The following is a 26,798-nucleotide window of genomic DNA, read 5'->3' as shown; positions in this document are numbered from 1 at the left end:
GATGGAGGTACCAGATGACGACGATCGAGATCCCGCGAAAGCGTCGGAAGCAGATCAAGAAGCTCAAGGGCCAGACCGCCTCGCTCCTCGGCGAGCAGCGCAAGGTCCTCGAGCACGCGAACGCGATCCTGGCTGAGGCCCGGTCGAACGCCGCGGACGCAGCTCGTAAGGACATCGCACCCCGCGTGCAGAACGCGATCGACAACGGGATCCGTCCCGCGTTCGCAACCGGCGTGCACGCTGCCACCTCGGCAGCGCAGAGCGCTTCGCACAAGTTCCAGTCCGAGGTGGTCCCCGGACTCGTCTCGACCGCTGGTTCGGTGCTGAGCGTGACCGATCTCGCGAAGGACCCTCGGGTCAAGAAGATCGTGAAGAACGCGCAGAAGAAGAGCAAGAGCGCGAAGAAGGCCGCGGCGAAGTACGTCCCGTCGCAGCAGAAGAAGGGTCTCGGCTTCGGCGGAGTCGCACTCATCATCGTCGGCGTCGTCGCCGTCGCCGGTGCTGCGTACGCCGCGTACCAGACGCTCCGCGCCGACGATGACCTGTGGGTCGCCGACGACGCCGACACGGCGGAGAAGCCCGCCGCCTGACCTCCCGGTTCGTACGAAGGGCCCCGGCTGTCGCCGGGGCCCTTCGTCGTTCTCGGGCTTCATTCTGTCGCCCCACACGCCGCGTGCCCTGAACGCGCCCACCCACCGGCCTGGAGGCCCGCGCCGGCCTGGCCCCGCGCCTCCCGTCCGCCGCGCAGTCACGCCACGCGCCCCGGGAACGCCGCCGAGAGGTCGCAACCTGTCGTCCAGACGGCCCGCAGACGACAGTTCCAGCCACCACGCCACCACGCCACCACGCACGCGGCAAGTCGTGACCACTCAACGACGATGACGCGGATGTCGTGACCACTTGACCAAAGCGACCCGGAGTAGCGGACCCGACCACCGCGGAGCGGCGCGTCGCCGAAGGCACGCATACAAGCACGACGACCGAGACCGGCGTAGCGAGGAACGAGCGAAGCAGCACTCGTGCAGAGGGAGTGGAGCCTGGGAGAATCGAACTCCCGACATCCTGCTTGCAAAGCAGGCGCTCTACCAACTGAGCTAAGGCCCCGAGTGCCACCGAGGTGATCGGCGACGGGATGGAATTGTCGTGCTGTTCCGGAGAACTGGTGGGGCTACAAGGACTTGAACCTTGGACCTCTTCGTTATCAGCGAAGCGCTCTAACCGCCTGAGCTATAGCCCCTCAGACCGGATGAAAGCCTACCGTACGATGCCGCCGGAACGAAATCGAGCAGTGGGCCCATCCGACCCGGGTGTGTCAGTTGTTCGTGAAGCCCACGAGCAGACCGCCCGTGATCCGCACACTGAGGTTGTAGAGCACGCTCACGATGGCGCCGAGTACGGTGCCGACGACCACGTTGAGGATGCCCACGACGATGGAGAACCCGAGCACCTGGCCCAGCGAGAACTGGTCCATGATCGAGTAACTGTTCTGTCCGGTGACGTCCTTCAACAGGGCGTCGACCTGGGTGAACACACCCGTCTGGTTCAGGATGACCCACACCAGTGCCGTGGCGACCACGATCACGATGCTGCCGGCCAGGGCGATGAGGAAGCTCAGCTTCACCATCGACCAGAAGTCGACGTAGACCAGCCGCAACCGCACCTGGCGGGTGCCGACGGGTCGCTTCGCCTTCTTCTGGAGCTTCTCGGCGACACTACTCATTGCTTGACTGGTCCTCTCCGGCCTCGTCTGCGACGGGCTCGGTGTCGATGGGATCAGTGGAATCCGGGGCCGCTTCGGCAGGGCTGACCGTCTCCACCGGGCCCGCGGGCTCGATCTCGGCGTCGTCCTGGTCGTCCAGGTTCCGCTCGGTGTTCCGGGCCACCGCGATGATCCGGTCGTTCTCCGCAAACCTCGCGAAGACGACGCCCATCGTGTCACGGCCCTTGGCAGGGACCTCGGCCACGGCAGACCTTACCACCTTGCCCGATTGCAGCACGACGAGCACCTCGTCGTCCTCGCCGACGATGAGAGCGCCCACAAGGTCGCCCCGGTCGACCGCCAACTTGGCCACCTTGATGCCCAGACCACCACGGCCCTGCACGCGGTACTGGTCGACCGCGGTGCGCTTGGCGTAGCCGCCCTCGGTCATCACCCAGACGAAGCCGTCGTCGGACACGACCCGGGCTGCGAGCAGGGAGTCGCCGTCGCGGAAGGACATGCCCTTCACGCCCGAGGTCGAGCGACCCATCGGACGCAGGGTGTCGTTCGTCGCCGTGAACCGGAGCGACATGCCCTGGCGGGACACCAGGAGCAGGTCGTCGTGCTCGTCGACGAGCAGCGCCTGGCGGAGCTTGTCGCCGTCGCGCAGGTTGATCGCGATGATGCCGCCGGTGCGGTTCGTGTCGTACTCGGTGAGCGCGGTCTTCTTCACCAGGCCGTGCTCGGTCGCGAGGACGAGGTACTGCGCGACCTCGTAGTCGCGGATGTCGAGCACCTGCTGGATCTGCTCGTCGGGCTGCATCGCCAGCAGGTTCGCGACGTGCTGGCCCTTCGCGTCGCGGCCGGCTTCCTGCAGCTCGTACGCCTTCGCGCGGTAGACCCGGCCCTGGTCGGTGAGGAACAGGAGCCAGTGGTGCGTCGTCGTGACGAAGAAGTGCTCGACGATGTCGTCGGCGCGGAGCTGGGCTCCGCGGACACCTCGGCCACCGCGGTGCTGCGAGCGGTACTGGTCGCTGCGCGTGCGCTTGACGTAGCCACCGCGGGTGATGGTGACGACCATCTCCTCTTCGGGGATCAGGTCTTCCATCGACATGTCGCCGTCGTAACCGAACATGATCTCGGTCCGGCGGTCGTCGCCGAAGCGGTCGACGATCTCGCTCAGCTCGTCGCGGATGATCGACCGCTGACGGCTCTCCGACCCGAGGATGTCCTGGAAGTCGGCGATCTTGCGCTCGAGCTCTTCGGCCTCGTCGTGGATCTTCTGACGCTCGAGGGCGGCGAGACGACGGAGCTGCAGCTCGAGGATCGCGCGCGCCTGGATCTCGTCGACGGACAGCAGGTCCATCAGGCCGGTGCGGGCCTCTTCGACGTCGGGCGAGCGACGGATGAGCGCGATGACCTCGTCGAGGGCGTCGAGCGCAGCCAGGTAGCCGCGCAGGATGTGGGCGCGCTTCTCGGCCTCGCGCAGACGGAACTGCGTCCGGCGGACGATGACGTCGACCTGGTGCGCGACCCACGCCGAGATGAAGCCGTCGAGCGGCAGGGTGCGGGGCACCCCGTCGACGATCGCGAGCATGTTCGCGCCGAAGTTCTCCTGCAGCTGGGTGTGCTTGTACAGGTTGTTCAGCACGACCTTGGCGACGGCGTCGCGCTTCAGCACGATCACCAGGCGCTGCCCGGTACGGCCCGAGGTCTCGTCACGGATGTCGGCGACACCGGCGAGCTTGCCGTCCTTGACGAGCTCGGCGATCTTGATCGCCAGGTTGTCCGGGTTGACCTGGTACGGCAGCTCGGTGACGACGAGGCAGGTCCGACCCTGGATCTCCTCCACCGAGACGACGGCACGCATCGTGATCGAGCCACGGCCGGTGCGGTAGGCGTCCTGGATGCCCTTGGTGCCGAGCACCTGCGCACCGGTCGGGAAGTCCGGGCCCTTGATGCGCTGCATGAGCGCGGCGAGGAGCTCTTCGCGGGTGGCGTCGGGGTTGTCGAGCGCCCACTTGGCACCCTCGGCGACCTCGCGCAGGTTGTGCGGCGGGATGTTCGTCGCCATGCCGACTGCGATGCCGACCGAGCCGTTGACGAGCAGGTTCGGGAACCGGGCCGGCAGGATCGCCGGCTCCTGGGTGCGGCCGTCGTAGTTGTCCTGGAAGTCGACGGTGTCCTCGTCGATGTCGCGGACCATCTCGAGCGCGAGCGGCGCCATCTTCGTCTCGGTGTACCGCGGGGCGGCGGCACCGTCGTTGCCCGGCGAACCGAAGTTGCCCTGGCCGAGCGCGAGCGGGTAGCGGAGCGACCACGGCTGCACCAGGCGGACCAGGGCGTCGTAGATCGCCGAGTCACCGTGCGGGTGGAACTGGCCCATGACGTCACCGACGACGCGGGAGCACTTCGAGAACGCACGGTCCGGGCGGTAGCCGCCGTCGAACATCGCGTAGATCACACGGCGGTGCACCGGCTTGAGGCCGTCGCGGACCTCCGGCAAGGCACGACCGACGATGACCGACATCGCGTAGTCGAGGTACGAGCGCTGCATCTCGAGTTGCAGGTCGACCTGCGAGATGCGGTCACCGGAGACGACGATGTCCCCGCTGTCGCCGTGGACGATCTCGGGCAGCTCGTCGGCGCCGTTCTCGTTGTCGTCAGCCATGTGGCTTCGTTCCCTTTCTGGACAGCCTGGAGGCTGTGGTTCCGTTGGTCGCGCCGGGCGCGACCACAGGTGGTCAGGACTGGTCGACGCGGCTCACGCCGCGCCTCCTGGCCGTTAGATGTCGAGGAAGCGGACGTCCTTGGCGTTCTGCTGGATGAACTGGCGACGTGCGTCGACGTCCTCACCCATCAGCGTCGAGAAGACGCTGTCCACCGCAGCCGCGTCCTCCAGCGTGACCTGCAGGAGCGTGCGGGTGTCCGGGTTCATCGTGGTGTCCCAGAGCTCCTTGTAGTCCATCTCGCCGAGGCCCTTGTAGCGCTGGATCCCGTTGTCCTTCGGGATGCGCTTGCCGGCTGCGAGGCCCGCCTGCATCAGGGCGTCGCGCTCCCGGTCGCTGAAGACGTACTCGTGCGCCGAGTTCGACCACTTCAGGCGGTACAGCGGCGGCTGCGCGAGGTACACGTAGCCGTGCTCGATGAGCGGACGCATGTAGCGGAACAGCAGCGTGAGCAGCAGCGTGGTGATGTGCTGGCCGTCGACGTCGGCATCGGCCATCAGCACGATCTTGTGGTACCGGGCCTTGTCCGGGTCGAAGTCCTCGCCGATGCCGGCACCGAACGCCGTGATCATCGACTGGATCTCCTGGTTGGCGAGGGCGCGGTCGAGCCGGGCCTTCTCGACGTTCAGGATCTTGCCGCGCAGGGGCAGGATCGCCTGGGTCATCGGGTTGCGGCCCTGCACGGCGGAACCACCGGCGGAGTCACCCTCGACCATGAAGATCTCCGACACCGTCGGGTCCTTCGACTGGCAGTCCTTGAGCTTGCCGGGCATGCCGCCCGACTCGAGCAGCCCCTTGCGGCGGGTGGTCTCGCGCGCCTTGCGGGCGGCCAGACGTGCCTGCGACGCCTGGATCGCCTTGCGGACGACGTCGCGCGCCTGCGTCGGGTTGCTCTCGAACCAGTGGGTCAGCTCGGTGCCGACGACGCGCTGCACGAACGACTTCGCCTCGGTGTTGCCGAGCTTGGTCTTCGTCTGGCCCTCGAACTGCGGCTCGCCGAGCTTCACGGAGATGACGGCCGTCAGCCCTTCGCGGATGTCGTCACCCGTGAGGTTGTCGTCCTTCTCCTTGATGATCTTCGTCTCGCGCGCGTAGCGGTTGACGAGGGTCGTGAGCGCGGCGCGGAAGCCCTCTTCGTGGGTGCCGCCCTCGTGCGTGTTGATCGTGTTCGCGAAGGTGTGGACGCTCTCTTGGTACGAGGTGTTCCACTGCATCGCGACCTCGAGCGCGATCTTGCGCTCCGGGTCCTCGGACTCGAAGCCGATGACGTCGGGGTGGACGAGGTCGGCCTTCTTCTGCGCGTTGATGTACTCGACGTAGTCGGCGAGACCGCGCTCGTACATGAACGTGTCGTTGCGCGCCTCTTCCCCTTCTTCCGGGGTGCGCTCGTCGCGCAGGTTGATCCGCAGGCCCTTGTTGAGGAAGGCCATCTGCTGGAACCGGGTGCGCAGGGTCTCGTAGTCGAAGACGACGGACTCGAAGATCTCGGCGTTCGGCCAGAACGTGATCGTCGTGCCGGTCTCGTCCGTCGCTTCGTCCTGGGAGACGGGCGCGACGGGGACACCGTCGGTGTAGCTCTGGCGCCAGACGTGGCCCTGCCGACGGACCTCGACGTCGAGCTCGGAGCTCAGCGCGTTCACGACGGATGAACCGACGCCGTGCAGACCACCGGAGACGGCGTAGCCGCCACCGCCGAACTTGCCGCCGGCGTGCAGGACGGTGAGGACGACCTGCAGGGTCGAGACCCCTTCGGCCGCGTGGACGTCGACCGGGATGCCACGGCCGTTGTCGACGACGCGGACGCCACCGTCTTCACGGATGCTCACGTCGATGGTGTCGCAGTACCCGGCGAGGGCTTCGTCGACGGAGTTGTCGACGATCTCCTGGACCAGGTGGTGCAGACCGCGGGGCCCCGTCGAACCGATGTACATACCGGGGCGCTTGCGGACGGCCTCGAGCCCTTCGAGCACCTGAATCTGGTCTGCGCCGTAGGACGGTTCGCTCTGCGGGGTCTCCGCGCCGAGCGGGTTCTGCCGGTCGTCTTCAGATTCTACTGCCATGTCGAGCGTGCTCCTGCCTGCGCGCGGAACGCCCGCGCACTGCACCTCCCAGTCTACCGCAGAGCCCCCTCTTTCGAGGGCTCATCTGCCCCTCAGACGGGCTTTTCTGGCACTCCAGGATGATTTCGTCGCCTCAACCGTAGGTGTCGCGAGGACCGCGCCCCTGGACCGTCCTGGGGCCGCGTTTCCACGTGGGGGCGTCCGGGCCGGAAACCCTGATCGACTCGACCCCGGCTTCCGGGTGCCGTTCCGCGATGGTCGTCGTGACCGTCGCGCGCATGAGTCGGAGCTGGGTCGCCCAGGCCGTCGAGTCGCACCGGATGACCAGTGCACCGTCCTCGATGGTGACCGGCCGGGAGTGCTTCGCCAGCTCCTCGCCGACCACGCTCGGCCAGTCCACGAAGAGCTCGGAACGGGCGAGGGGTTCCGTCCAGCCGAGCTCCTGGGCGAGCGAACCGACGATGTCGGCGAGGCCCTTCGGCTCGCGGCCGCGCCCGTACGGCACGGTGTCGGCGTCGAACTCGCGGGCACGGCGGCGGCGGGCATCGGTGCCGCGCTTGGACGGGTCGCCGAACACCGCGCGCAGGTGCCGGTACACCTGCGAGGGCTCGGTGGGCTTGCGGGGCTTCGGCATCAGGCGTCGGCTCCGGCGGGGGTCGGGTCCGTCGGGTCGGTGGCGTCCGTCCGGTCGGTCGGGTCCGTCGCGCCGGCGGCGTCCGTCGGGTCGGTGGCGTCCGTCCGGTCCGTCGCTGGACTGGAGGCCCGGATCGCGTCCGCCTCGTCGGTCACGATCGTGCCCGCCTCGATCCGCACGGTGTGCGCCGCCAGCTTCGGGGGCACGTCGCCGAACACCGCGGCCGTGATGAGCACCTGCTCGTAGTCGGCGACGGCGTTCGCCAGTCGCTCCCGACGCGATTCGTCGAGCTCGGCGAAGACGTCGTCGAGGATGATGATCGGGTCGCCGAGGTTCGACTCCGCACGCAAGATCGAGGCGCTCGCGAGCTGGATGGCCAGCGCGAAGGACCAGGATTCGCCGTGACTGGCGTACCCCCGGGCCGGTAACCCGTTGAGCTGGAACAGAACGTCGTCCCGGTGCGGTCCGACGAGGGTGAGCCCGCGATCGAGTTCATCCCGACGACGGCGCTCGAGCGCGGCTGCGAAGGCCTCGGCCGCCGACGCGACCGTGACGGGCTCGTCGGGGGTCCCGAGGACGGGATCGGTGGCCGCCGCCGACTCGGGGTCGCCACCGCGGATCGACAGCACGCCGGTGATCGAGGCGTCGTGGTGCTCGCCGGCGACGGTCGCGTAGGCCTCGGCCACGAAGGGTGCGAGCCTCCGGGTCAGGTGGTCACGAGCCGCGACGATCTCGGCGCCGAGTCCGACGAGCCGGTCGTCCCAGACGTCGAGCGTCGACAGGGCGTTCGCCTTCGCGCCGGTGGCACGGGCTGACTTGAGCAGGGTGTTCCGCTGGCGGAGCGTGCGGTCGTAGTCGGCGAGCACGCCCTGCATCCGAGGCGCGATCTGGCCGAGCAGCTCGTCGAGCATCCGGCGCCGACCGGCCGGCTCGCCTCGGACGAGCGCCAGGTCCTCCGGCGCGAAGAGCACGCTCGTGCAGTAGCGCGGCAGCTCGCGCGGTTTGATCGCGGAGCGGTTCACCTGCGCACGGTTCGCGCCGGTGCGGTTGATCTGCACCTCGGCGAGGATGCTGCGTTCCTCGTGGGCGAGCCGTGCCCGGACGATCGCGGCGTCGCATCCCTGACGGACGAGGGCCGCGTCGGTGGGGACGCGGTGCGAGCCGAGCGTGGAGAGGTACCCGATCGCCTCGACCAGGTTGGTCTTGCCCTGTCCGTTGCGCCCGACGAACAGGTTCGGCCCGCGTGCGAGGTCGACGTCCGCCTCCCGGTAGTTCCGGAAGTCGGTCAGTTGGAGATGGTCGACGTGCACGCGGGCCGAGTCCGGGTTCCCCCGGGAAGTCCTAGGACTTCTTGACGGCGTGACCGCCGAACTGGTTGCGGAGCGCCGCGACGGCCTTCATCGTCGGCGAGGCGCTGCCCTGGCGCGAGACGAAGCGCGCGAAGATCGACGCCGAGAGCGCCGGCATCGGCACGGCGAGCTCGATGCCCTCTTCCAGCGTCCAGCGGCCCTCGCCCGAGTCCTCGACGTAGCCCTCGAGCTCGTCGAGCTTCGGGTCCTCGTTCAGCGCGAGCACCATCAGGTCGAGCAGCCAGGAACGGACGACCGTTCCGCGCTGCCAGCCGGCGAACACGGCGGGGACGTCGGTGATCAGGTCCTTGGCCTCGAGGAGCTCGTAGCCCTCGCCGTACGCCTGCATGATCGCGTACTCGATGCCGTTGTGGACCATCTTCGCGTAGTGGCCGGCGCCGATCGGGCCGGCGTGCGAGAAGCCTTCTTCGCGGGGACCCTCAGGGCGCAGGGCGTCGAACACGGGCATCGCGAACTCGACGTCCGCGGCGTCACCGCCCACCATGAGGCCGTAGCCGTTGTCCTTGCCCCAGACGCCACCGGAGACGCCGACGTCCATGTAGCGGATGCCGCGCGCACCGAGCTGCTCGGCGTGCGTGGTGTCGTCCAGCCACTTCGAGTTGCCACCGTCGATGACCAGGTCGCCCTCGCCGAGGACGCCGGCCAGGTCGGTGATCACGTCGTCGGTGATCTTGCCGTGCGGGACCATGACCCACACGAGACGCTTGCCCTCCGGGAGGGCAGCGGCGAGGGCGCCGAGGTCGGCGACGTCCGAGACGGCGGGGTTGGCGTCGTACCCGGTGACCTCGATACCTGCGTTGCGGAGACGGGCACGCATGTTGTTGCCCATGCGACCAAGGCCGACAAGACCGATGTGCATGATTTCCTCTTCTGTTCGTCGTCGCGCTGATGCTGCCGGTGGTGTGCGCCAGCGCAGGTTGCCTGTTGCGCCTATCGCAGCAGCAGGTTCGGCTGCAGCAGGTACCGGTATCCATCGGTCGCTGCGGCCTCTTGCGAAGTCTGGCCGGTGATCAGCACCGGGCCCGGCTTGTTGGGGTTCTCCGTCTTGGTGAAGGAGATGCGGACGAACTCGGAGTGCACCGCGTTCAGTCCGTCCAGGAGGAAGGCGGGCTTCAACGAGACCACCGTTTCCTCGCCGGTCAACAACGCACTGATCGACTCTGACGCCTGCGCTTGTTCGGATCCGATCGCCTCGAGCGTGAGCCCGTCGACCGTGAAGGAGAACCGGAGCGCCGCTTCGCGCTCCAGGACGAGGGAGACCCGTCGGACCGCTTCGACGAGCTCCGCGGTGTTGATCACCGCGTGGTCGTTGACGGTCTCGGGGAAGAGCCGGCGGACCGGCGGGTAGTTGCCCTTGATGAGCAACGACGTCACGGTCTTGTCGTCGGCGTGGAACGCGATGAGCTCGCGGTCGGAGTTGCCGCTGATCGAGACCGACACCGTGGACGCCGAACCGAACGTGCGGCCTACCTCCTGCAGGGTGCGGGCCGGGACCAGTGCGTGCAGGGGGTCCGAGCCGACTCGGCCGGAGTCCCACGCGATGGTGCGGACGGCGACGCGGTAGCGGTCCGTCGCGATGAGGGAGAGGTCGTTGTCGCCGACCTCGAGCTGCACCCCCGTGATGACGGGGGTGACGTCGTCGCGGCTGGCGGCGACGGCGACCTGGGACACCGCTTCGGAGAACGCGTCGCCGGGGATCACACCGGTCTGCGGCCCGATCTCCGGCAGGGTCGGGTACTCCTCGACCGGCATGGACAGCAACGTGAAGTGCGCCGAGCCGCAGGAGACGGAGATCTTGGCGTCCTCGGTGGTGAACGACACGGGGGCGTTCGGCAGCCGGCTCGCGATGTCGTTCAGCAGGCGACCGGAGACCAGGACCGTGCCCGGCTCGTCGATCTGGGCCGAGATGGACGTCTGCGCCGACACCTCGTAGTCGAACGACGAGAGCGTCAGACGATCTCCGTCGGCGTGGATCAGGACGCCCGAGAGGATCGGGAGGGTCGTGCGCTGCGGGAGGAGCTTCACTGCGAAGGAGACGGCTTCGGAGAAGACGTCCCGGTTGACCTCGAACTTCACAGCTGGAACCCCTGTCGATCGGCTTGGACTGTCCGGCCGCCCCATTCTGGCACAGGCGGACGGGGGCCGGATTTCTTGTCATCCCGCCGTCCACAAGGTTGTCCCGCAGAGATTGATCGTTAACCAGGAGTAATGGTGTTAACGCCTGTGCACACTGTGGATAACCCTGTGCATCCCGCTCCGCAGTAGGGAACTACACGCTTGTGACTTGTGAGCGGTGTGTGAGCGTTAACGGGATGAATGAATCTCATCTATCCACTTCCATCCCCAGTCTCCACAGGTGACCCCCCACCTGTGTACAACCGGGCGGCGTGTCCTCCACAGTTATCCACAGGCTATCCACACTGTGAGAACTCCGGCCCATGGAACCGTCTCAGATGGTGGATGGGGCCGGGAGCGGGCCGATCTCAGCGGTAGCGGCGGTCCTGCTTGATGCGGCTGGTGAGCTCGGTGACCTGGTTGTAGATCGACCGACGCTCCTTCATCAGCTCGGTGATCTTCTTGTTCGCGTACATCACGGTGGTGTGGTCGCGGTTGCCGAACAGCTGCCCGATCTTGGGCAGGGACAGGCTCGTCAGCTCGCGGCACAGGTACATCGCGATCTGTCGTGCGGTGGCGATCGCCTGGGAGCGGGACGACCCGTACAGGTCGTCGACGGAGAGCTTGAAGTACTCCGCGGTGTGGTTGATGATGTCCGTCGGCGCGACGACGTTGTCCTCGTCGAGGGTGATCAGGTCCTTGAGGACCGTCTGCACCAGGGCCATGTCCACGGCCGTCCGGTTCAGGCTCGCGAACGCGGTGACCCGGATCAGGGTGCCCTCGAGCTCGCGGATGTTGCTCGACACCTTCGACGCCATGAACTCGAGGATGTCGTCGGGCACCTGCAGGTGGTCGGACTGTGCCTTCTTGCGGAGGATCGCGATGCGCGTCTCGAGCTCGGGTGCCTGCACGTCGGTGATCAGGCCCCACTCGAAGCGTGATCGCATCCGGTCCTCGAACCCGGTCAGGTGCTTCGGCGCGACGTCGGACGTGATGACGACCTGCTTGTTGTGGTCGTGCAGCGTGTTGAACGTGTGGAAGAAGGCCTCCTGCGTGGAGTCCTTCCCCTGCAGGAACTGGATGTCGTCGATCAGCAGGATGTCGATGTCGCGGTACCGCTGCTGGAACTGGTTCGATCGGTTGTTCGCGATCGAGTTGATGAAGTCGTTGGTGAACTCCTCGCTCGACACGTACCGGACGCGGATCCCCGGGTAGAGGCTCTCGGCGTAGTGCCCGATGGCGTGGAGCAGGTGGGTCTTGCCCAGCCCGGAGTCCCCGTAGATGAAGAGCGGGTTGTAGGCCTTGGCCGGTGCCTCGGCGACGGCGACCGCTGCGGCGTGGGCGAACCGGTTCGACGATCCGATGACGAAGTTGTCGAAGTTGTACTTGGGGTTGAGCCGCGACTCGGGGCGCCCGCTGGTGCCGGGAGAGTCGATCTGGCTCGGCACGAACGGCGCCTCGATGTACTGGCGCGGCGCGGCACTCTGCTCGACGGCTTCCTGCACGGGCTCGGCGTACTCGGGGACGTTCGGGTCCACCCGCGGCTCCGAGGCCATGTCGGGGTTGACCGTGATCGCGAAGTTCGCGACCGAGTCGTCACCGATGCGCGCGACCGCCTCGGTGATCGGGATGCGGATGCGCTGTTCGAGCATGCCCCGGGTCAGGTCGTTCGGTACCTCGAGGTACAGGGTGCCGGCGAGCACGCCCTTCGGCTCGACGAGGTTCAGGAACCCGTGGAGCTGCGGCGTGATGCGGGGGTCCTCGGCGAGGAGTCCGAGTACGGATGACCAGAGGTCCTCGACGGGGTCGGCCGGCATCGTCATGTCGCGCTCGTCTCCAGGGGTCGTGTCGTGCGTTCGCTGCCGGACGAGGGTGCGTCCTGCGGGGTCGGACATGCCGTGGCGTCCTCGGCGACCGCACTCGGGACCAGGTCGTCGCCGGCGGATCGTCGGTGGCTCCGGGGGCTTCGTCGACGCCTCGTTGCCGCGGAGGTTCCCACAGGGTTGTCCACAGTGTTGTCCACGACCACCTCGAGCCGTCCGACAGGAGTACTTCCCTGTCGTACCGGCCATCGGGGGGATCGATCACACCACTGTAAAGGACCGGACCGAGTCCCACCGAACGGAAGTTGTCCCCAATGTGGAGAATGGGCTCGAGGGGCGCCGGACCCGGCGGCGACGGCGCGACCGCTCCGAGCGGGGTTTGACCTGCTCGCCGCTGTCACGTACCGTTAACCAGTTGACTGCGGCCCTTTGGTCGCGCCCATCTGCGTCGTTCGACACCCGGACGGCTACACATACGTGACGGCTCGCCGCGAGCAGCCGTGTGGAGAACATCATGAGCAAGCGCACCTTCCAGCCGAACAACCGCCGCCGCGCCAAGAAGCACGGCTTCCGCCTCCGCATGCGGACGCGTGCCGGCCGCGCCATCCTGTCGGCGCGTCGCGCCAAGGGCCGTACCGAGCTCTCGGCCTGATCAGGCTCATCGCCTGATCCGGTCCTCGGTCTGACCCCGGCGTCGCAGTGTTGGCCAGCGCCAACCGCATCGTGCGCGGGGATGACTACCGGAACGTCGTGCGTCGTGGTCGCAAGAGCGCCACGGCGCACGTCGTCGTGTCCGTGGTCCGTCAGCCGGCGGATCGCAACGGACCGACGCGGTTCGGCTTCATCGTCGCGAAGACGGTGGGCAACGCCGTGACCCGGAACCTGGTCAGGCGGCGGCTCAAGGCGATCGCGCACGACCTGCTCGTCGAGTGCCCTCAGGGCTTCGACGTGGTGGTCCGTGTACTGCCAGCCGCATCGCAGGCCGGATGGCCTACCCTGCTCGAAGACGTCACGCGCTCCTTCGCGCGCGGGGTGGAGAAGGCAGCATGAACCGCACTCTGTGGACCCGGCTTGCCTGGGTCATCGCGTTGCTCCCACGCAACGCGTGCGTCGTCGTGCTCCGGGCCTACCGTGCTGTGATCTCCCCGCTGTACGGCAACGTCTGCCGCTACCACCCATCGTGCTCCCGGTACGCCCTCGAGGCGATCCAGCAGTACGGCGTCGTGCGCGGATCCGCCATGGGCGCCTGGCGCATCGCCCGTTGCAACCCTTGGGCTGCTGGCGGTATCGACGACGTCAAGGAACGCCGTCACCCGTTCGTCGTCACCCGGTTCGGGTTCGTCCTCGCGCCGATCCCGCAGCAGCCGCACCCCGCGGTCGGAACGGTTCGGCCGGTCCTGCTCCCCCAGCGCACTCGAAAGGCGTAGCCGTCCCCATGGACATCATCGGAACGATCCTCTGGCCGCTCAAATGGGTGGTCTCGGCCATCCTCGTCGGCTTCCACTGGATCTTCGAGAACATCGGCATGGACCCGAACGAGGGCATCACGTGGGTGCTCTCGATCATCTTCCTGACGTTCGTCGTCCGCGCGGCGTTGATCCCGATCTTCGTCCGGCAGATCAAGTCGCAGCGCCGCATGCTCGAGGTCGCGCCGCAGCTGAAGAAGATCCAGGACAAGTACAAGGGCAAGAAGGACCAGTTCTCGCGTGAGGCCATGAGCCGCGAGACCATGGCGCTCTACAAGGAGACCGGGACCAACCCGCTCAGCTCCTGCCTGCCGCTGCTGCTGCAGATGCCGATCTTCTTCTCGCTGTACTCGGTGCTGCACGAGGCCCAGATCAACAAGACGGGCATCGGCCTGCTGACGAACGACCTCGCGGCGTCGTTCGGCAACGCGGCCCTGTTCGGCGCTCCGCTGCACGAGACGTTCACGAACGCGTCCGGGTGGGAGGTCCGTGCGATCGCGGGCTTCATGATCGTCGTGATGACGGCGTCGCAGTTCATCACGCAGCTGCAGCTCGTCGCCAAGAACATGTCGCCGGAGACCAAGGAGTCTCCGATGTACCGCCAGCAGAAGATGATGCTGTACATCCTCCCGCTGGTCTTCGTGATCTCGGGTCTGAGCTTCCCCCTCGGCGTCATGTTCTACTGGCTGGCCTCGAACCTCTGGACGATGGCGCAGCAGTACTTCGTCATCCGCAGCATGCCGACTCCCGGCTCCGAAGCCGCTCTGGCTCGTGAAGCCCGCCTGGCCAAGAAGGCACAGCGTCGCGGGACCGCCACCCCGGTCCTCGCCGAGGCCGGTGCCGGCGCCGGTGCGACGGAGATCGAGCCCGTGCGCGTCACCACCCAGCGTCAGCAGCCGGTCGGCAAGCAGCGCCAGAAGAAGAACGGGAAGAAGTAAGTGACCGAGCAGGACACCGCAGGCGCCGTCGAGACGACGGACACCGAGACCGAGGACGCCCGCGACGAAGCGGACATCGCGGCGGACTACATCGAGGAACTCCTCGACATCTGCGACCTCGATGGCGACATCGAGATCGAGGAACGCGCCGGTCGTGTGTACCTGTCGGTCACCGATGACGGCGAGGCACTCCGCGTGCTGTCGAAGCCCGACACCGTGACGGCACTGCAGGAGCTGACCCGGATCGCCGTGCAGGCAGAGACCGGCGAGTTCAGCCGGCTCATCCTCGACGTCGGTGGCTCGCGGGACGCCCGTGCTGACGAGCTGCAGCGGCTCGTGGACACCGCCGTCGAGCGCATCGAAGCCGGTTCGTCGTCGGCTGCACTCCCCCCGATGTCGTCCTACGAGCGCAAGCTCGTACACGACCTGGTCGCTGAGAAGGGCTTCCATTCGGAGTCCGAGGGTGAGGGTCGGGACCGCCACACGGTCGTCACCCGATGACGGACGCACCCGTCCCGACGCAGGCCGCACCGGTTCTCGAAGCTGAGCCTGCAGCGGCCGCAGCACTCTTCGGTGACCAGATCGAGGGTGCTCGCTCGTTCACGAACGAACTTGCGCGACGGGGTGAGGAGTTGGGCCTGATCGGCCCGCTCGAGCTTCCGCGCTTGTGGACACGACACATCCTCAATTCGGCGTTGCTTGCACCGCTCCTGGAGGCCCGTGGTCGCGTTGCCGACGTCGGCTCCGGGGCAGGGTTGCCGGGTCTCTTGCTCGCGATCGCCCGTCCGGACGTCGAGTTCGTCCTCATCGAGCCGATGGAGCGTCGGACGGATTGGCTTCGTGCCGAGTCCGATCGGCTCGGCCTGCAGAACGTCACGGTGCTCCGCGGGCGTGCTGAGGACGTCGCTGACGACGTCGTCGTCGACCAGGTCACCGCACGGGCCGTGAGTGCCCTGTCGAAGCTCATCCCGCTCACCGTGCCCCTGGTGCGATCGGGCGGGCAGCTCATCCTGATGAAGGGTGCGCGGGTCGACGAAGAGATCGAGAAGGCCCGAAAGGTCATCCTTCGGAAGCGCCTCTCTGATGTCGAGGTGCTCGAGCTCGGAGAAGGTGTGGTCGACGAGACCACCCGCGTCTTCCGGGCTACAGTTGACTGACGCTGCGGCTCGGGCCGGGACATCCGGCCGCCAGTGGCTCCGCGTTCCACGTGAAACATCGAACCGGGGAAGAGGCACTCGTTGAGTTCATCGACCGACTACGACGCGTCGACACCGCTCGCTCGCGAGATCGCCGACCTGAACCGTCGCCGGCGCGCGATCGCCACGCAGCAGTTCCCGCTGCCTTCCGAGACACGGATCATCACCGTCTCGAACCAGAAGGGTGGCGTCGGCAAGACGACGACGACGGTGAACCTGGCCGCTGGTCTCGCGCATGGCGGCGCTCGGGTGCTGGTGATCGACCTCGACCCGCAGGGCAACGCCTCGACGGCGCTCGGCGTGGACCACCAGGCGGAGGTCGCGAGCATCTACGACGTGATCGTCGATGAGGCACCGATGGCCGACACCGTGCAAGCCTCCCCCGAGTCGGACACGCTCTGGTGTGTGCCGGCCACCATCCACCTTGCGGGCGCCGAGATCGAACTCGTGTCACTGGTGGCCCGTGAGCAGCGCCTTCGGACCGCCCTCGACATGTACCTGCAGTCGCTGGATGAGCCCTACCACTACGTCTTCATCGACTGCCCGCCGTCGCTGGGCCTCCTGACGATCAACGCCTTCGTTGCCGCACAAGAGGTACTCATCCCGATCCAGTGCGAGTACTACGCACTCGAAGGACTGAGCCAGCTGCTTCGGAACATCGAACTGATCGAACGGCACCTCAACCCGAACCTCCGAGTCTCGACGATCCTGCTGACCATGTACGACAGCCGCACGAACCTGTCGAACCAGGTGGCGAACGACGTCCGTGAGCACTTCGGCGACCAGGTGCTCAAGGCCATGATCCCCCGCTCCGTCCGAGTGAGCGAAGCACCGAGCTACGGCCAGAGTGTCGTCGCCTACGACGTGAACTCCACCGGGTCGCTGTCCTACCTGGAAGCGGCCGCCGAGATCGCAGCACGAGGAGCGAAGCACTGATGGCACCGAAGCGAACCGGACTCGGCCGAGGCATCGGCGCCCTGATCCCGACCGCGACCGATCAGCAGGACCGTCCCGTCGACGTGTTCTTCCCGACCGGAGGCTCGCCGGCATCCGCGCCGACGGCCGACGATCTGGTTGCGGTGCCGGGAGCACGACTTGCCAACCTCAACCCGCTCGACGTGATCCCCAACGCGCAGCAGCCGCGGAAGGAGTTCCGCGAAGAGGAGCTCCAGGAGCTCGTCCACTCGATCCGTGAGATCGGCGTGCTGCAGCCCATCGTCGTCCGGCCGATCCCCGGCGCGACGGGTACCGAGCCCCAGTACGAACTCATCATGGGTGAGCGTCGTCTGCGTGCCACGAAGGAACTCGGCCTGAGCACGATCCCGGCGATCGTGAAGGACACCCCCGACGACGCGATGCTGCGCGATGCACTGCTGGAGAACCTCCACCGTGCGCAGCTCAACCCGCTCGAGGAAGCCTCGGCGTACCAGCAGCTCCTCGCGGACTTCGGGATCACCCAGGAACAGCTCGGACAGCGCATCGGTCGATCGCGCCCGCAGATCACGAACACGATCCGACTCCTGCGGCTCCCCTCCCCCGTGCAGCGGCGAGTGGCCGCAGGCGTGCTCTCTGCCGGACATGCTCGTGCCATCCTCGCCGCCCCGGACGCCGAGGCGATGGAGTACCTGGCCGAGAAGATCGTCAACGAGGACCTGTCCGTCCGTGCTGCTGAGGCGATCGCCCAGCAACTCTCCGCGAAGACGCCGCCGGCGAAGCCGAAGGTCGAGCCGTCCAAGCGCCAGGCACACTTCAACGATCTCGCTGAGCGGCTCGGCGACCGCCTGAACACGCGGGTGAAGATCGCGGTCGGTGCTCGCAAGAGTTCCGTCACGATCGACTTCGCGAACGGCGACGACCTCAATCGGATCCTCGGCGAGCTCGGAGTGCAGGACCTCGAGGGCTGAATCCATCGCTGTGCGGCCGTGTGCGGCGGTTTGAGCGCCTGTAACGGCCAGGCTGGGTCCGGATGAGGGTACGCCGTTTCGCCGACTCCAGCGGCTTCGCAGCTCGCTCGGGCGCGGTTGCAACAGGGCTGACCGCAGTCGGCCTCGGGTGAGATGGTGGTGTCGTGACCAACTCCGGCTCACCCTTCGTGCCATCGGTCCGAGGGACGTTCTACCGGGCGGTTGACCCAAGGTTCCGCGATGGTCGCCCACAATGACGTCCGGCCCGAGGCGGTGGAGATCGTCGCGATCGACGTCGAAGCGTCCGCCATTGTCGACCTGCGCGATGTGAGCGCCTTGGGGGCAGTCGGCATCGACCTCGAGGACGCCTTGGCTCCTCGGCAGCGGATCGCGGAGGGCGGCGGGACGCCTCGGTCATGGACGGTGCGTGGCCGCCTCATCGAAGTCGGGGCGAACGGCTTGATCGACCCTTCGCGGAAGAGCCTGGGCCTCTGGCGCCTGATGCTGTTCCGGTGGAACGTGGCGGACGCGCCGAGCGCCCGTCTGCTCGACACCCAACGCTTCGGCGAGTGACGCGACGTTCCACGTGGAACATGGATGCTCGCGTGCAGAACAGGCGGGACACGATGTGCCGGTGTTCCACGTGGAACACCGGCTGCAGGGTCAGGCGCGGTGGTCGCGGATCGCCTGCTCGGCGAGCTCGGCGTAGGTCCATCCGAGATCGAAACCGGAAGCCGACAGCGCCTGTGGCAGCAGTGATGTTTCGGTGAGCCCGGGGAGGACGTTCGCCTCGAGGAACCAGGGCGTCCCGGCCCCGTCGATGATCAGGTCAACGCGGGACAGGTGGCGGAGTCCCAGAGCCTCGTGCGCGGCGACCGCAGCCTCCGCGGCTGCTCCGGCGAACTCGTCCGAGAGCCGCGCGGGCGTGTAGAAGGTCGTCTCCCCCGCGTTGTAGCGAGCCTCGAACCCGTAGATGCCGTTCCGCGGCACGATCTCCACGGCGGAGAGCGCCACGGGGCCGTCTCCGGTGTCGATGATCCCCACGGCGACCTCGGTGCCGCAGATGAGCTGCTCGACCACGACGTCGTCGCAGTACGTGTACGCCGTCACCATGGCCCGGGGCAGGTCCTTGACGTCGTCGACCAGGGTGACGCCCTGTGCACTCCCGCCTCGCGCCGGCTTCACCGCGAGCGGCACAGGGTGCTCCGTCGCGATGGCCTCGAGGACACCGACGGCACCGAGCTCACGGAAGACGTCGTGGGAGAGCGTCACAGAACGAGGGGTGCGGACGCCGGCGCGGGCGACCAACGCTGACGCTGTGGGCTTGTCCCATGCCAACCGGGCCGACGTCGAACGTGAGCCGACGAACGGGATGTCCACGGCCTCCAGGATGCCCCGCAGGGCCCCGTCCTCACCGGAGGCGCCATGCAGTGCCGGCCACACGACGTCCGGGCGTGATTCGGCGAGAGCCGGCAGGAGCATCGCGTCAGCGTCGCGCAGGTCGACCTGCCAGCCGTAGCCGGTCAGTGAGTCGGCGACCCGACGGCCGGAGCGGAGGGAGACGTCGCGCTCGTGCGAGATGCCTCCGGCTACGACGACGACGTGACGACGGGTGAGCTCGGCCATGCGGGGTCCTCCGGTGTGGAACTGCGGTGCTGTGCGAGCAGCACTGAGGAAAAGCGCTGATCAGGAGATGTTCGGCGGCGGTGCGCTGACCGACGACGTCTGGCGGACCACGGTGTTCGGTCGGGTCGTCGGGCCGAACGTCTCGATCAGTTCGAGTTCGTCGTTGACGACGTTCGCCAGGCGCTTGACCCCCACCCGGATCTGCTCCGGCGTGGGGTAGCAGAACGACAGACGGATGTGTCCGCCTCCGCGTCCGTCGGCGTAGAAGGCCGTCCCGGGGGTGTACGCCACGAGCTCCTTGACCGCGCGCGGCAGCATGCCCTTGGAGTCGAGGGACTCGGGCAGGGTGAGCCACACGAAGAAGCCACCGTTCGGCTTGGTCCAGGACAGGTCGGGCAGGAACTCCCCCAGTGCGGACAGCATGGCGTCACGGCGCTCGGCGTAGATGCCCCGGAAGGTGTCGACCTGGCCCTTCCAGTCCGCCGCGTCGAGGTAGGCGTTCACGACGTACTGGCCGAAGGAGTTCGGCGCGAGCACGGCCGATTCGTTGGCGAGCACGAGCTTCTCGCGGATGGCGTGCGGCGCGAGGGCCCAGCCGACGCGGAAGCCCGGTGCGAGGGTCTTCGAGAAGGAGCCGAGGTACACCACGCCCTCTTCGTCGATCGATCGGATCGCCTGCGGCGCGGGCTCGTCGAACCAGAGGAGCCCGTACGGGTTGTCCTCGAGCACGAGGATGTTGTTCGACCGGCAGATGTCGAGCACCTCGATGCGGCGCTCGCGGCTCATCGTGACGCCGGCCGGGTTGTGGAAGTTCGGGATCGTGTAGAGGAACTTGATCCGCTTGCCCTGGGCGCGGAGGTTCGCGATCGCCTCGCGCAGCGCCTCGGGGACGAGACCGAGCTCGTCCGTCGTCACGTGTACCGTCTCGGCCTGGTACGACCGGAAGACGCCGATCGCGCCCACGTAGGACGGCGACTCGGCGAGCACGACGTCGCCCGGATCGATGAACAGCCGGGTGACGAGGTCGAGGGCGTGCTGCGAGCCCGTGGTGACCACGACGTCCTCGGCGCTGGCCCGGATGCCCTCGAGGCTCATGACGTCCACGATGTGCTCGCGGAGGGACCGCAGGCCCTGTCCACCGCCGTACTGGAGGGCCATGGCGGAGTGCTCGGTCATGACACGGTCCAGGGAGCCCGTGACGAGCTCTCTGGGGAGCGCGGAGACGAACGGCATGCCGCCGGCCAGCGAGACCACTTCGGGCCGCGAGGCGACGGCGAACAGGGCTCGGACCTCGGAGGCGCTCAGCCCGGCGGTGCGCTGGGCGTAGGAGTCGTACCAGGGGTCGAGGCTGTTGCCGTTCGTCATCGAGTGCTCCGTTCAGTGGGACATTCCCGCCACACTACGACATCGGCCCGGGGAACCAGGGTTCCGCGACGGGGCCGATCGTCATCCGGTGGCTCCGGACGAGAACGGCCCCGCTCTCCGGGGAGAGCGGGGCCGTTCGGGTGGGGCGACCTACGCGAGGAACTCGGCGAGGTCGGCCTCGAGCGCGGGCTTCGGCTTGGCGCCGATGACGGTCTTGACGACCTCGCCGCCCTTGAAGACCTTCATCGCCGGGATCGACGTGATCTGGTAGTTCATGGCCGACTGGGGGTTGTCGTCCACGTTGAGCTTCACGATCTCGATCTTGCCGGCGTGCTCTTCGGCGATCTGGTCGAGGATCGGCGAGACCGCACGACACGGGCCACACCACTCGGCCCAGAAGTCGACGAGGATCGTCTTGTCGGACTTGAGGACCTCGTCCGAGAAGGTGGCGTCGGTGACAGCCTTGGCGTTGGACATGTGTGCTCCTTCGAGAAGTCGTTCAGGGGGTACAACGGCGATGCCGTCGTGGTATTCCGAGGCGGGTCAGGCCCGCGCGGCGATGACGTCGACCATCGCGGGCTCGGTCGGGGCGACGCCCTCGGCCTCGTCCGTCAGTGCGTCGTCGAGCTCGGCGAGGTACTTCTCGGCGTCGAGCGCGGCGACCGTGCCCGAACCCGCAGCCGTGATGGCCTGACGGTAGGTCGGGTCGATGACGTCACCGGCGGCGAAGACACCCGGCAGGTTGGTCTTCGACGAGCGGCCCTGAACGGCGATCGTGCCCTCGGGCGCGATGTCGATCTGGCCGTGGATCAGGTGCGTGCGCGGGTCGTTGCCGATGGCGATGAACAGGCCGTCCAGCGCGAGCTCGGACTCCTCGCCCGTCACGGTGTCCGTGAGCGTGACGCCCTCGACCGCGGAGTCACCAGTGATGCCGGTGACTTCCTTGTTCCAGGCGAACTCGATCTTCGGGTCGTTCATCGCGCGGTCCTGCATGATCTTCGACGCACGCAGGGAGTCCTTGCGGTGGATGACCGTCACCTTGTCGGCGAAGCGGGTAAGGAACGTCGCCTCTTCCATCGCGGAGTCGCCACCACCGACGACGGCGATGTTCTTCTGCCGGAAGAAGAAGCCGTCGCAGGTCGCGCACCACGAGACACCGTGGCCGGACAGGCGCTCTTCGTCGGGGAGGCCGAGGTGACGGTAGGCCGAGCCGGTGGCGTAGATCACCGCGAGGGCCTCGTACGTCTCGCCGGAGCCGACGGTGACCTTCTTGACCTTGCCGGTGAGGTCGACGGAGACGGCGTCGTCGTACAGGACCTCGGCACCGAACTTCTCGGCCTGTTCCTGCATCTTGATCATGAGGTCGGGGCCCTGGATCCCCTCGGGGAAGCCGGGGAAGTTCTCGACCTCGGTCGTCTTGGTGAGTTCACCGCCCGTCTCGACACTGGAGGCGACGATGAGCGGCTTGAGCTCTGCGCGCGCTGCGTAGATGCCGGCGGTGAACCCGGCCGGGCCGGAACCGATGATGATGAGCTGGCGCATGCCTGATTGCCCTTCCGTTGCGTCTGACCGGGTCAACCCATCGTACCGGCGTGGCATTCCACACGACCCGTGAGCGTGTGGTGCGCGGGTGGATCAGCGGCCGAGCTTGCTGCGGAGCATCCGGACGGCGTTGCCGATCTCACCGTTCTTCGCGACGACGAGGGCTCCGAAGTACACGGCCACCATCGCGGCGCCGGTGAGGATGATCGTGATGAGGGCACCGGTGCGGTCGGACATCGCGAACCCGGCCTCTGAGAACGCGCCGAAGAAGTTCACGACGAGGAGCCCGACGACGCCCGAGATCAGCGCGGCGATCACGAACTGGACGTGCGACCGGGTGATGACCGGTCCCTCGATGCTGCCGAGCCGTTTGCGGACGAGCACGAGTGCGACGATCGTCTGCGCCGACCCCGCGATGGTGGTGCAGGCGGCGACCCCGATGCCGATGACCGAGGTGGGGAACGTCGACACCGCAAGGGCGCCGATGACGAACAGCACCGACTGGATGCACTGCATCAGGAACGGCGTCCGGTGGTCGTGCATCGCCCAGAAGACCCGCTGGATCACGAACAGCATGCTGAACAGGACGAGTCCGGGCATGTAGGCGACGAGCACGGCGCCGACCTGCAGGGCGCTCTCGAACGTGCCCTCGTACAGGCGGCCGAACGGGACGGCGACGACGATCAGCGCGACCGAGGCGAAGACGGTGAAGAGCCCGACGATGCGCAGGGACAGCGACAGGTTGCGGCGGACCGCGCCGAGGTCGCCGCGTTCGGCGTCGTGGCTCATCCGGGTGAAGTACGCCGTCGCGATGGAGACCGTGATGATCGAGTGCGGGAGCATGAAGATGAGCCACGCGTTGCCGAGCACGGCGTTGCCCGGACCGTCATCCCGTCCGAGCCACGCGACCTGTGACTGCACGATGCCGGCGATCTGGGTGACGAGGATCATCGCGAAGAGCCAGCCAGCGGCGGTCCCCGTGGACTTGAGGCCCACCCCACGCCAGCGGAAGTCGGGGCGGAACGACAGGCCGGCGCGCTTCCAGAAGAACGGGAGGAACGCAGCCTGGGCGAAGACACCGAGCGATGCGCTGCCGGCCAGGAGTGCGATCTTCGCCGGCGTCCACTGGTCGAGTTCGCTGCCGCTGGTGCCGTACAGGGCGATGAACACGATGAGCCCGGCGATGGCGATGACGTTGTTGAGCAGCGGCGCCCACGTGAACGGCCCGAAGACCTGCTTCGCGTTCAGGACCTCGCCGAGAAGGGAGTACATCGCGTAGAAGAGGATCTGCGGCAGGCACCAGAACGCGAAGGCGACGGCGAGGTCGGTGGCGGCTGGACCGGAGTCCGCCGAGTTGCTGGTGTAGAACCGCACCAGCAGCGGGGCGAGTGCCGTCGCCACGATCGTGATGACGATGAAGACGGAACCACCGAGGGTCACGATCTTGTTGACGTACGCCTGCCCGCCGTCGGTGCCGGCCTTCATCGCGCGGACGATCTGCGGGATGAGCACGGCCGACAGCAGGCCGCCCGCGATCAGTGCGTAGATGTTGTTCGGCAGCTGGTTCGCGACGGCGAACGCGTTGGCCGAGGGGCTCGCGTTCTGCCCGATCGCGTACGCCAGGACGAAGGTCTTCGCGAAACCGAGGATGCGGCTCACCATCGTGCCGGCGGCGAGCATCGCGCTCGCCCGGCCGAGGCTGCGCTCGGCGACCGGCTCGGCGTCGACGTCGGGCTGGGGCTGGGTGGCGCTGATGGTCGGCTCCTCGGGGTCGCGGTCGTCCGCGACGGTGCTGCGTGCGGGGTCGGACGGGAGGCCCGGCTCGGCTCCGGCACGCGCGATGGCGTCCTGCAGGGGGCCCTGGTCCACCGCCGCGGGCGGCGCAGCGGCCGGCGCTGCACCCGGCGCTGCGGTCGCCACGGCGGCAGTGGACGCGGCCACGCTGGGTGCGGGGGCCGCTCCGGAGGGGTGATCCGTGCCTCCAGCCCGGGTGGCGGCCGCCTGAGTGCCCCCGACCGTCGGCTGGACCGCCAGGGGGCGGTTCGGGTCGTCGTCGTCGTCCTCGTCGAGCTCGCCGTTGCGGCGGCGGATGCGCTTGCGGATGCTGCGGAAGATGCCGAAGCCGAAGATGCCGATCAGGGCGATCGCGGCGACCGCGGTGATGACCGTCTCCCACTGGGCCTGCACGTTCAGCTCGACGGTCGCGGGCTGGGCCACGGCGACGCCGGTCGGGCTCGAGAGCGACATCGTCAGCTCGACCTTGCCGTTCGCGACCGACTGCACGGGGACGGTGGCGCGGGTGGAGGAGTCGGGCTGGATCTCGACGACGATGTCGTTGCGGACGACCCGCAGCGCCGAGTTGGACGGCTGCACGGACAGGTGCACCGTGACCGGGTAGTCGGAGCTGTTGCGGATGGACACCGGCAGGGACGACCGGTCGCCGAGCAAGGTGAGGCTGCTCGAGTCGACGATGCCGACCTCGGTGGTGGTCTTCGCCCAGGCGGCCGTGCGGGCCTCGACCGCGGCGGCGAGCCCCTGGTCGTCGTCGCGCCACGCGTTCGAGGCGAGCGCGAGCAGACGGAGCCGGGCCGGGGCGGTCAGCTGGTTCGGGTCGTCGAGGATCGTCGCGAACGCGGAGAGCCCCTGTTCTCCGCGCACGAGTCGCCGGAGCTGGTCGATGCGGGCCTCGCCGGTGGACGCGCTGGCGAGCGTGAGCGACCCGGCGACGGCCTTCGAAGCGGTGGAGAGGTCGGCCGGGGCGACCCAGGCGGTGCTCTCGAGGGCGTCCAGCGCCTGGCTGAGCCGCGTGGAGTCAGACGGCCACTCGCGTCCGAGGGTGAGCAGGATCGGGCCCGTGGCGGTCGCTGCACGGGCCGAGGTGGCCAGCGTCGCGGTGAGCTCGGACATCGCCGACGAGAAGGTCTGCCGGTCGGTGGCGGCCGCGGCTCGGCGGAGCATCGACGACATCGACTGGTCGGAGACGAGCACGTGGTCGTCGCCGATCTTCTCGGACGCCGTGATGGTGGTGTCCGCACCGGCCGAGGTGTTGCCGCTCGAAACGATGGTGGTCTTCGTGCCGGCACGCTCGAGTGCGGGCAGGTCGGCGGAGGACACGGTTCCCTCGGTCGGCCAGGCGATCGAGTCCATCGAGTACGGGAAGTCGAGCAGGGACTCCGTGGTCGGGAGGGTCTCCTGCGCCTGGTCGGCGGCGTCGCCGGTCGTGGCGCCGTCGGTCGAGGTCTCGGTGGGTGCCGGGGACGAGGTCTGCCCCGGCGTGGCCGTCGGTGTCGGGGCCGGGGTCTCGGCGCCGGGGAAGTTCTCGGAGTCGACGGACTGGTCGAGGGAGATCGGCGACAGGATGCCGTCGGACCCGGCCTGGCGGAGGCCGGTGACGTCAGCGTCGGCGTAGGACAGTGCGAAGGTCTCGTTGCGCAGTGCTTCGAGACGCTGCAGCCAGGTGGTCGCGCTCGACGGGGCGTTGTCGCCGAGGAGCCGGATCGAGGCGATGATCCGCGGGTCGACGGCCACGGCGACGTTGTGGTCCTCGGCCGCGTCGAGCTGTTGCGTGAGGGTGCCGTCCACCGAGGTCGCGGCGGCCAGCACCGGCGCGGTGAGGACGCCGTCGGTCGACTTGGGCACCGTGACCGGCATCGCGACGGAGACGCTGACCGGGGCCTGTTCGAAGTCCGGGTACCAGGTGATCGCGGAGCGGTCCACGGCGAAGGCGTCGCCCGCCGTGTACTCGGCAGCGATGCGGCGGGCACCGAACGAGGGGTACCCGCCGAGGGCGACGTTGCCGGAGACGATGTCCACCGAGTCGATCGAGACCGAACGGTGTGCCGGGATCGCCGGGATGTCCACGGAGTCCATCTCTGCGCCGAGGTAACCCGTTGTGGTGGTGTCGGCAAGCCAGCCGGCGAGGACGTCGCGCGTGCTCACCGACCGGAAGATCCGGAAGTCTGCGGTCCCGGCGGGCAGGGCCGCGTCGGTGTCGTTCGTGACGGTGACCGAGAGGGTGAGGTCCTGGTCGCGCTGGACGACGCCTCGATTCGCCGGGGCGATGGAGATGGTCGCCTTGCCCGCGTCGGCGGCGGCGGGATCGGCCACCTGGCTCTTGGCGGCTGATGCCGTGGACGCCGAGGCGTGATCGGTGGTGACGGGCGCGACGACCAGGCCGAGCGCGACGAGGGTCGACGCGGCTGCGGCGAGCGTGGTGCGGAGCATCTGCATACGGGGAGCGGGCCACGGGGTCGGTTCGGGCCGAGCACGAGTGTATGAGGCGCGACCATGAACAGGTCCCGTGCGCGCGCGGCTTGTGGAGAACTCGGGGC

At 68.0% G+C, this 26,798-nt stretch carries 23 protein-coding genes and 2 tRNA genes; 10 read left to right on the top strand and 15 right to left on the bottom strand.

Annotation, left to right across the window (positions count from 1 at the left end; all coding sequences use genetic code 11):
- The first annotated feature begins 14 nt into the window (after positions 1–14).
- Positions 15–590, top strand: coding sequence for a hypothetical protein (locus ABRP24_RS03535; protein WP_051597033.1), 576 nt, complete (start codon positions 15–17; stop codon positions 588–590).
- Positions 591–1,031: 441 nt separating this feature from the next.
- Here the strand turns inward: ABRP24_RS03535 and ABRP24_RS03530 are convergent.
- The 10 genes from ABRP24_RS03530 to dnaA form a co-directional block, all read right to left on the bottom strand.
- Positions 1,032–1,104 (bottom strand) — tRNA-Ala (locus ABRP24_RS03530).
- 56 nt (positions 1,105–1,160) lie between these two features.
- Positions 1,161–1,237, bottom strand: a tRNA-Ile gene (locus tag ABRP24_RS03525).
- 75 nt (positions 1,238–1,312) lie between these two features.
- Entirely contained in the window at positions 1,313–1,720 is a 408-nt protein-coding gene (locus tag ABRP24_RS03520) for a DUF3566 domain-containing protein (RefSeq protein WP_027466922.1), read from the bottom strand.
- Positions 1,713–4,370, bottom strand: coding sequence for a DNA gyrase subunit A (gyrA, locus tag ABRP24_RS03515; RefSeq protein WP_138802195.1), 2,658 nt, complete (start codon positions 4,368–4,370; stop codon positions 1,713–1,715). The genes ABRP24_RS03520 and gyrA overlap by 8 nt, the downstream gene beginning before the upstream one ends.
- 114 nt (positions 4,371–4,484) lie before the next feature.
- A complete protein-coding gene (gyrB, locus tag ABRP24_RS03510) occupies positions 4,485–6,488 on the bottom strand; it encodes a DNA topoisomerase (ATP-hydrolyzing) subunit B (protein ID WP_349847594.1) in 2,004 nt (667 codons plus the stop codon).
- A 133-nt stretch (positions 6,489–6,621) separates the two neighbouring features.
- Complete coding sequence (locus tag ABRP24_RS03505) at positions 6,622–7,122, bottom strand: DUF721 domain-containing protein (RefSeq protein ID WP_027466919.1); 501 nt, start codon at positions 7,120–7,122, stop codon at positions 6,622–6,624.
- A complete protein-coding gene (gene recF, locus ABRP24_RS03500) occupies positions 7,122–8,432 on the bottom strand; it encodes a DNA replication/repair protein RecF (RefSeq protein ID WP_176707864.1) in 1,311 nt (436 codons plus the stop codon). Before recF ends, ABRP24_RS03505 begins: the two co-directional genes overlap by 1 nt.
- A gap of 31 nt (positions 8,433–8,463) precedes the next feature.
- Entirely contained in the window at positions 8,464–9,351 is an 888-nt protein-coding gene (gnd, locus tag ABRP24_RS03495; protein WP_071248639.1) for a phosphogluconate dehydrogenase (NAD(+)-dependent, decarboxylating), read from the bottom strand.
- A gap of 71 nt (positions 9,352–9,422) precedes the next feature.
- Complete coding sequence (gene dnaN / locus ABRP24_RS03490) at positions 9,423–10,568, bottom strand: DNA polymerase III subunit beta (protein WP_027466916.1); 1,146 nt, start codon at positions 10,566–10,568, stop codon at positions 9,423–9,425.
- 407 nt (positions 10,569–10,975) lie between these two features.
- Positions 10,976–12,430 (bottom strand): chromosomal replication initiator protein DnaA, encoded by a 1,455-nt coding sequence (dnaA, locus tag ABRP24_RS03485; RefSeq protein WP_027466915.1) that lies wholly within the window; start codon positions 12,428–12,430, stop codon positions 10,976–10,978.
- Between the two features lie 514 nt (positions 12,431–12,944).
- Between dnaA and rpmH the strand changes: the two genes are divergently transcribed.
- The 9 genes from rpmH to ABRP24_RS03440 all read left to right on the top strand — a co-directional run bounded on the left by rpmH (position 12,945) and on the right by ABRP24_RS03440 (position 18,507).
- The gene (gene rpmH / locus ABRP24_RS03480; protein ID WP_022889115.1) at positions 12,945–13,082 is read left to right on the top strand and encodes a 50S ribosomal protein L34; all 138 of its coding nucleotides are present in this window, start codon (positions 12,945–12,947) and stop codon (positions 13,080–13,082) included.
- A 47-nt stretch (positions 13,083–13,129) separates the two neighbouring features.
- The gene (gene rnpA, locus ABRP24_RS03475) at positions 13,130–13,480 is read left to right on the top strand and encodes a ribonuclease P protein component (RefSeq protein ID WP_176709619.1); all 351 of its coding nucleotides are present in this window, start codon (positions 13,130–13,132) and stop codon (positions 13,478–13,480) included.
- Positions 13,477–13,857, top strand: a complete 381-nt coding sequence (gene yidD / locus ABRP24_RS03470; protein ID WP_176709618.1) for a membrane protein insertion efficiency factor YidD — start codon at positions 13,477–13,479, stop codon at positions 13,855–13,857. Before rnpA ends, yidD begins: the two co-directional genes overlap by 4 nt.
- 8 nt (positions 13,858–13,865) lie before the next feature.
- A complete protein-coding gene (gene yidC, locus ABRP24_RS03465) occupies positions 13,866–14,834 on the top strand; it encodes a membrane protein insertase YidC (protein ID WP_027466913.1) in 969 nt (322 codons plus the stop codon).
- Positions 14,835–15,335, top strand: coding sequence for a R3H domain-containing nucleic acid-binding protein (locus ABRP24_RS03460; RefSeq protein ID WP_071248630.1), 501 nt, complete (start codon positions 14,835–14,837; stop codon positions 15,333–15,335).
- Entirely contained in the window at positions 15,332–15,991 is a 660-nt protein-coding gene (rsmG, locus tag ABRP24_RS03455) for a 16S rRNA (guanine(527)-N(7))-methyltransferase RsmG (RefSeq protein ID WP_301628866.1), read from the top strand. Before ABRP24_RS03460 ends, rsmG begins: the two co-directional genes overlap by 4 nt.
- 81 nt (positions 15,992–16,072) lie before the next feature.
- The gene (locus ABRP24_RS03450; RefSeq protein WP_027466910.1) at positions 16,073–16,966 is read left to right on the top strand and encodes a ParA family protein; all 894 of its coding nucleotides are present in this window, start codon (positions 16,073–16,075) and stop codon (positions 16,964–16,966) included.
- Positions 16,966–17,934 (top strand): ParB/RepB/Spo0J family partition protein, encoded by a 969-nt coding sequence (locus tag ABRP24_RS03445; RefSeq protein WP_214558709.1) that lies wholly within the window; start codon positions 16,966–16,968, stop codon positions 17,932–17,934. The genes ABRP24_RS03450 and ABRP24_RS03445 overlap by 1 nt, the downstream gene beginning before the upstream one ends.
- Before the next feature lie 240 nt (positions 17,935–18,174).
- Positions 18,175–18,507 (top strand): hypothetical protein, encoded by a 333-nt coding sequence (locus tag ABRP24_RS03440; RefSeq protein ID WP_301628863.1) that lies wholly within the window; start codon positions 18,175–18,177, stop codon positions 18,505–18,507.
- A gap of 90 nt (positions 18,508–18,597) precedes the next feature.
- Here the strand turns inward: ABRP24_RS03440 and ABRP24_RS03435 are convergent, their stop codons facing one another.
- The 5 genes from ABRP24_RS03435 to ABRP24_RS03415 all read right to left on the bottom strand — a co-directional run bounded on the left by ABRP24_RS03435 (position 18,598) and on the right by ABRP24_RS03415 (position 26,697).
- Positions 18,598–19,560: a D-alanine--D-alanine ligase gene (locus tag ABRP24_RS03435; protein ID WP_301628861.1), complete on the bottom strand. Its 963-nt coding sequence runs from the start codon at positions 19,558–19,560 to the stop codon at positions 18,598–18,600.
- Between the two features lie 60 nt (positions 19,561–19,620).
- On the bottom strand, positions 19,621–20,925 hold the full coding sequence (locus ABRP24_RS03430) for a PLP-dependent aminotransferase family protein (protein WP_232749075.1): 1,305 nt from the start codon (positions 20,923–20,925) through the stop codon (positions 19,621–19,623).
- 150 nt (positions 20,926–21,075) lie between these two features.
- A complete protein-coding gene (trxA, locus tag ABRP24_RS03425; protein ID WP_017887828.1) occupies positions 21,076–21,402 on the bottom strand; it encodes a thioredoxin in 327 nt (108 codons plus the stop codon).
- 66 nt (positions 21,403–21,468) lie between these two features.
- Positions 21,469–22,467 (bottom strand): thioredoxin-disulfide reductase, encoded by a 999-nt coding sequence (trxB, locus tag ABRP24_RS03420; protein WP_349847595.1) that lies wholly within the window; start codon positions 22,465–22,467, stop codon positions 21,469–21,471.
- Positions 22,468–22,560: 93 nt separating this feature from the next.
- On the bottom strand, positions 22,561–26,697 hold the full coding sequence (locus tag ABRP24_RS03415) for a DUF6049 family protein (protein ID WP_349847596.1): 4,137 nt from the start codon (positions 26,695–26,697) through the stop codon (positions 22,561–22,563).
- Positions 26,698–26,798 lie beyond the last annotated feature (101 nt).

Origin of the sequence: Curtobacterium sp. WHRI 8282, from assembly GCF_040223925.2 — a bacterium.
In the GTDB taxonomy this organism is placed as follows: Bacteria; Actinomycetota; Actinomycetes; order Actinomycetales; family Microbacteriaceae; genus Curtobacterium; species Curtobacterium flaccumfaciens.
This window is presented reverse-complemented; position numbering and strand designations above follow the sequence as displayed.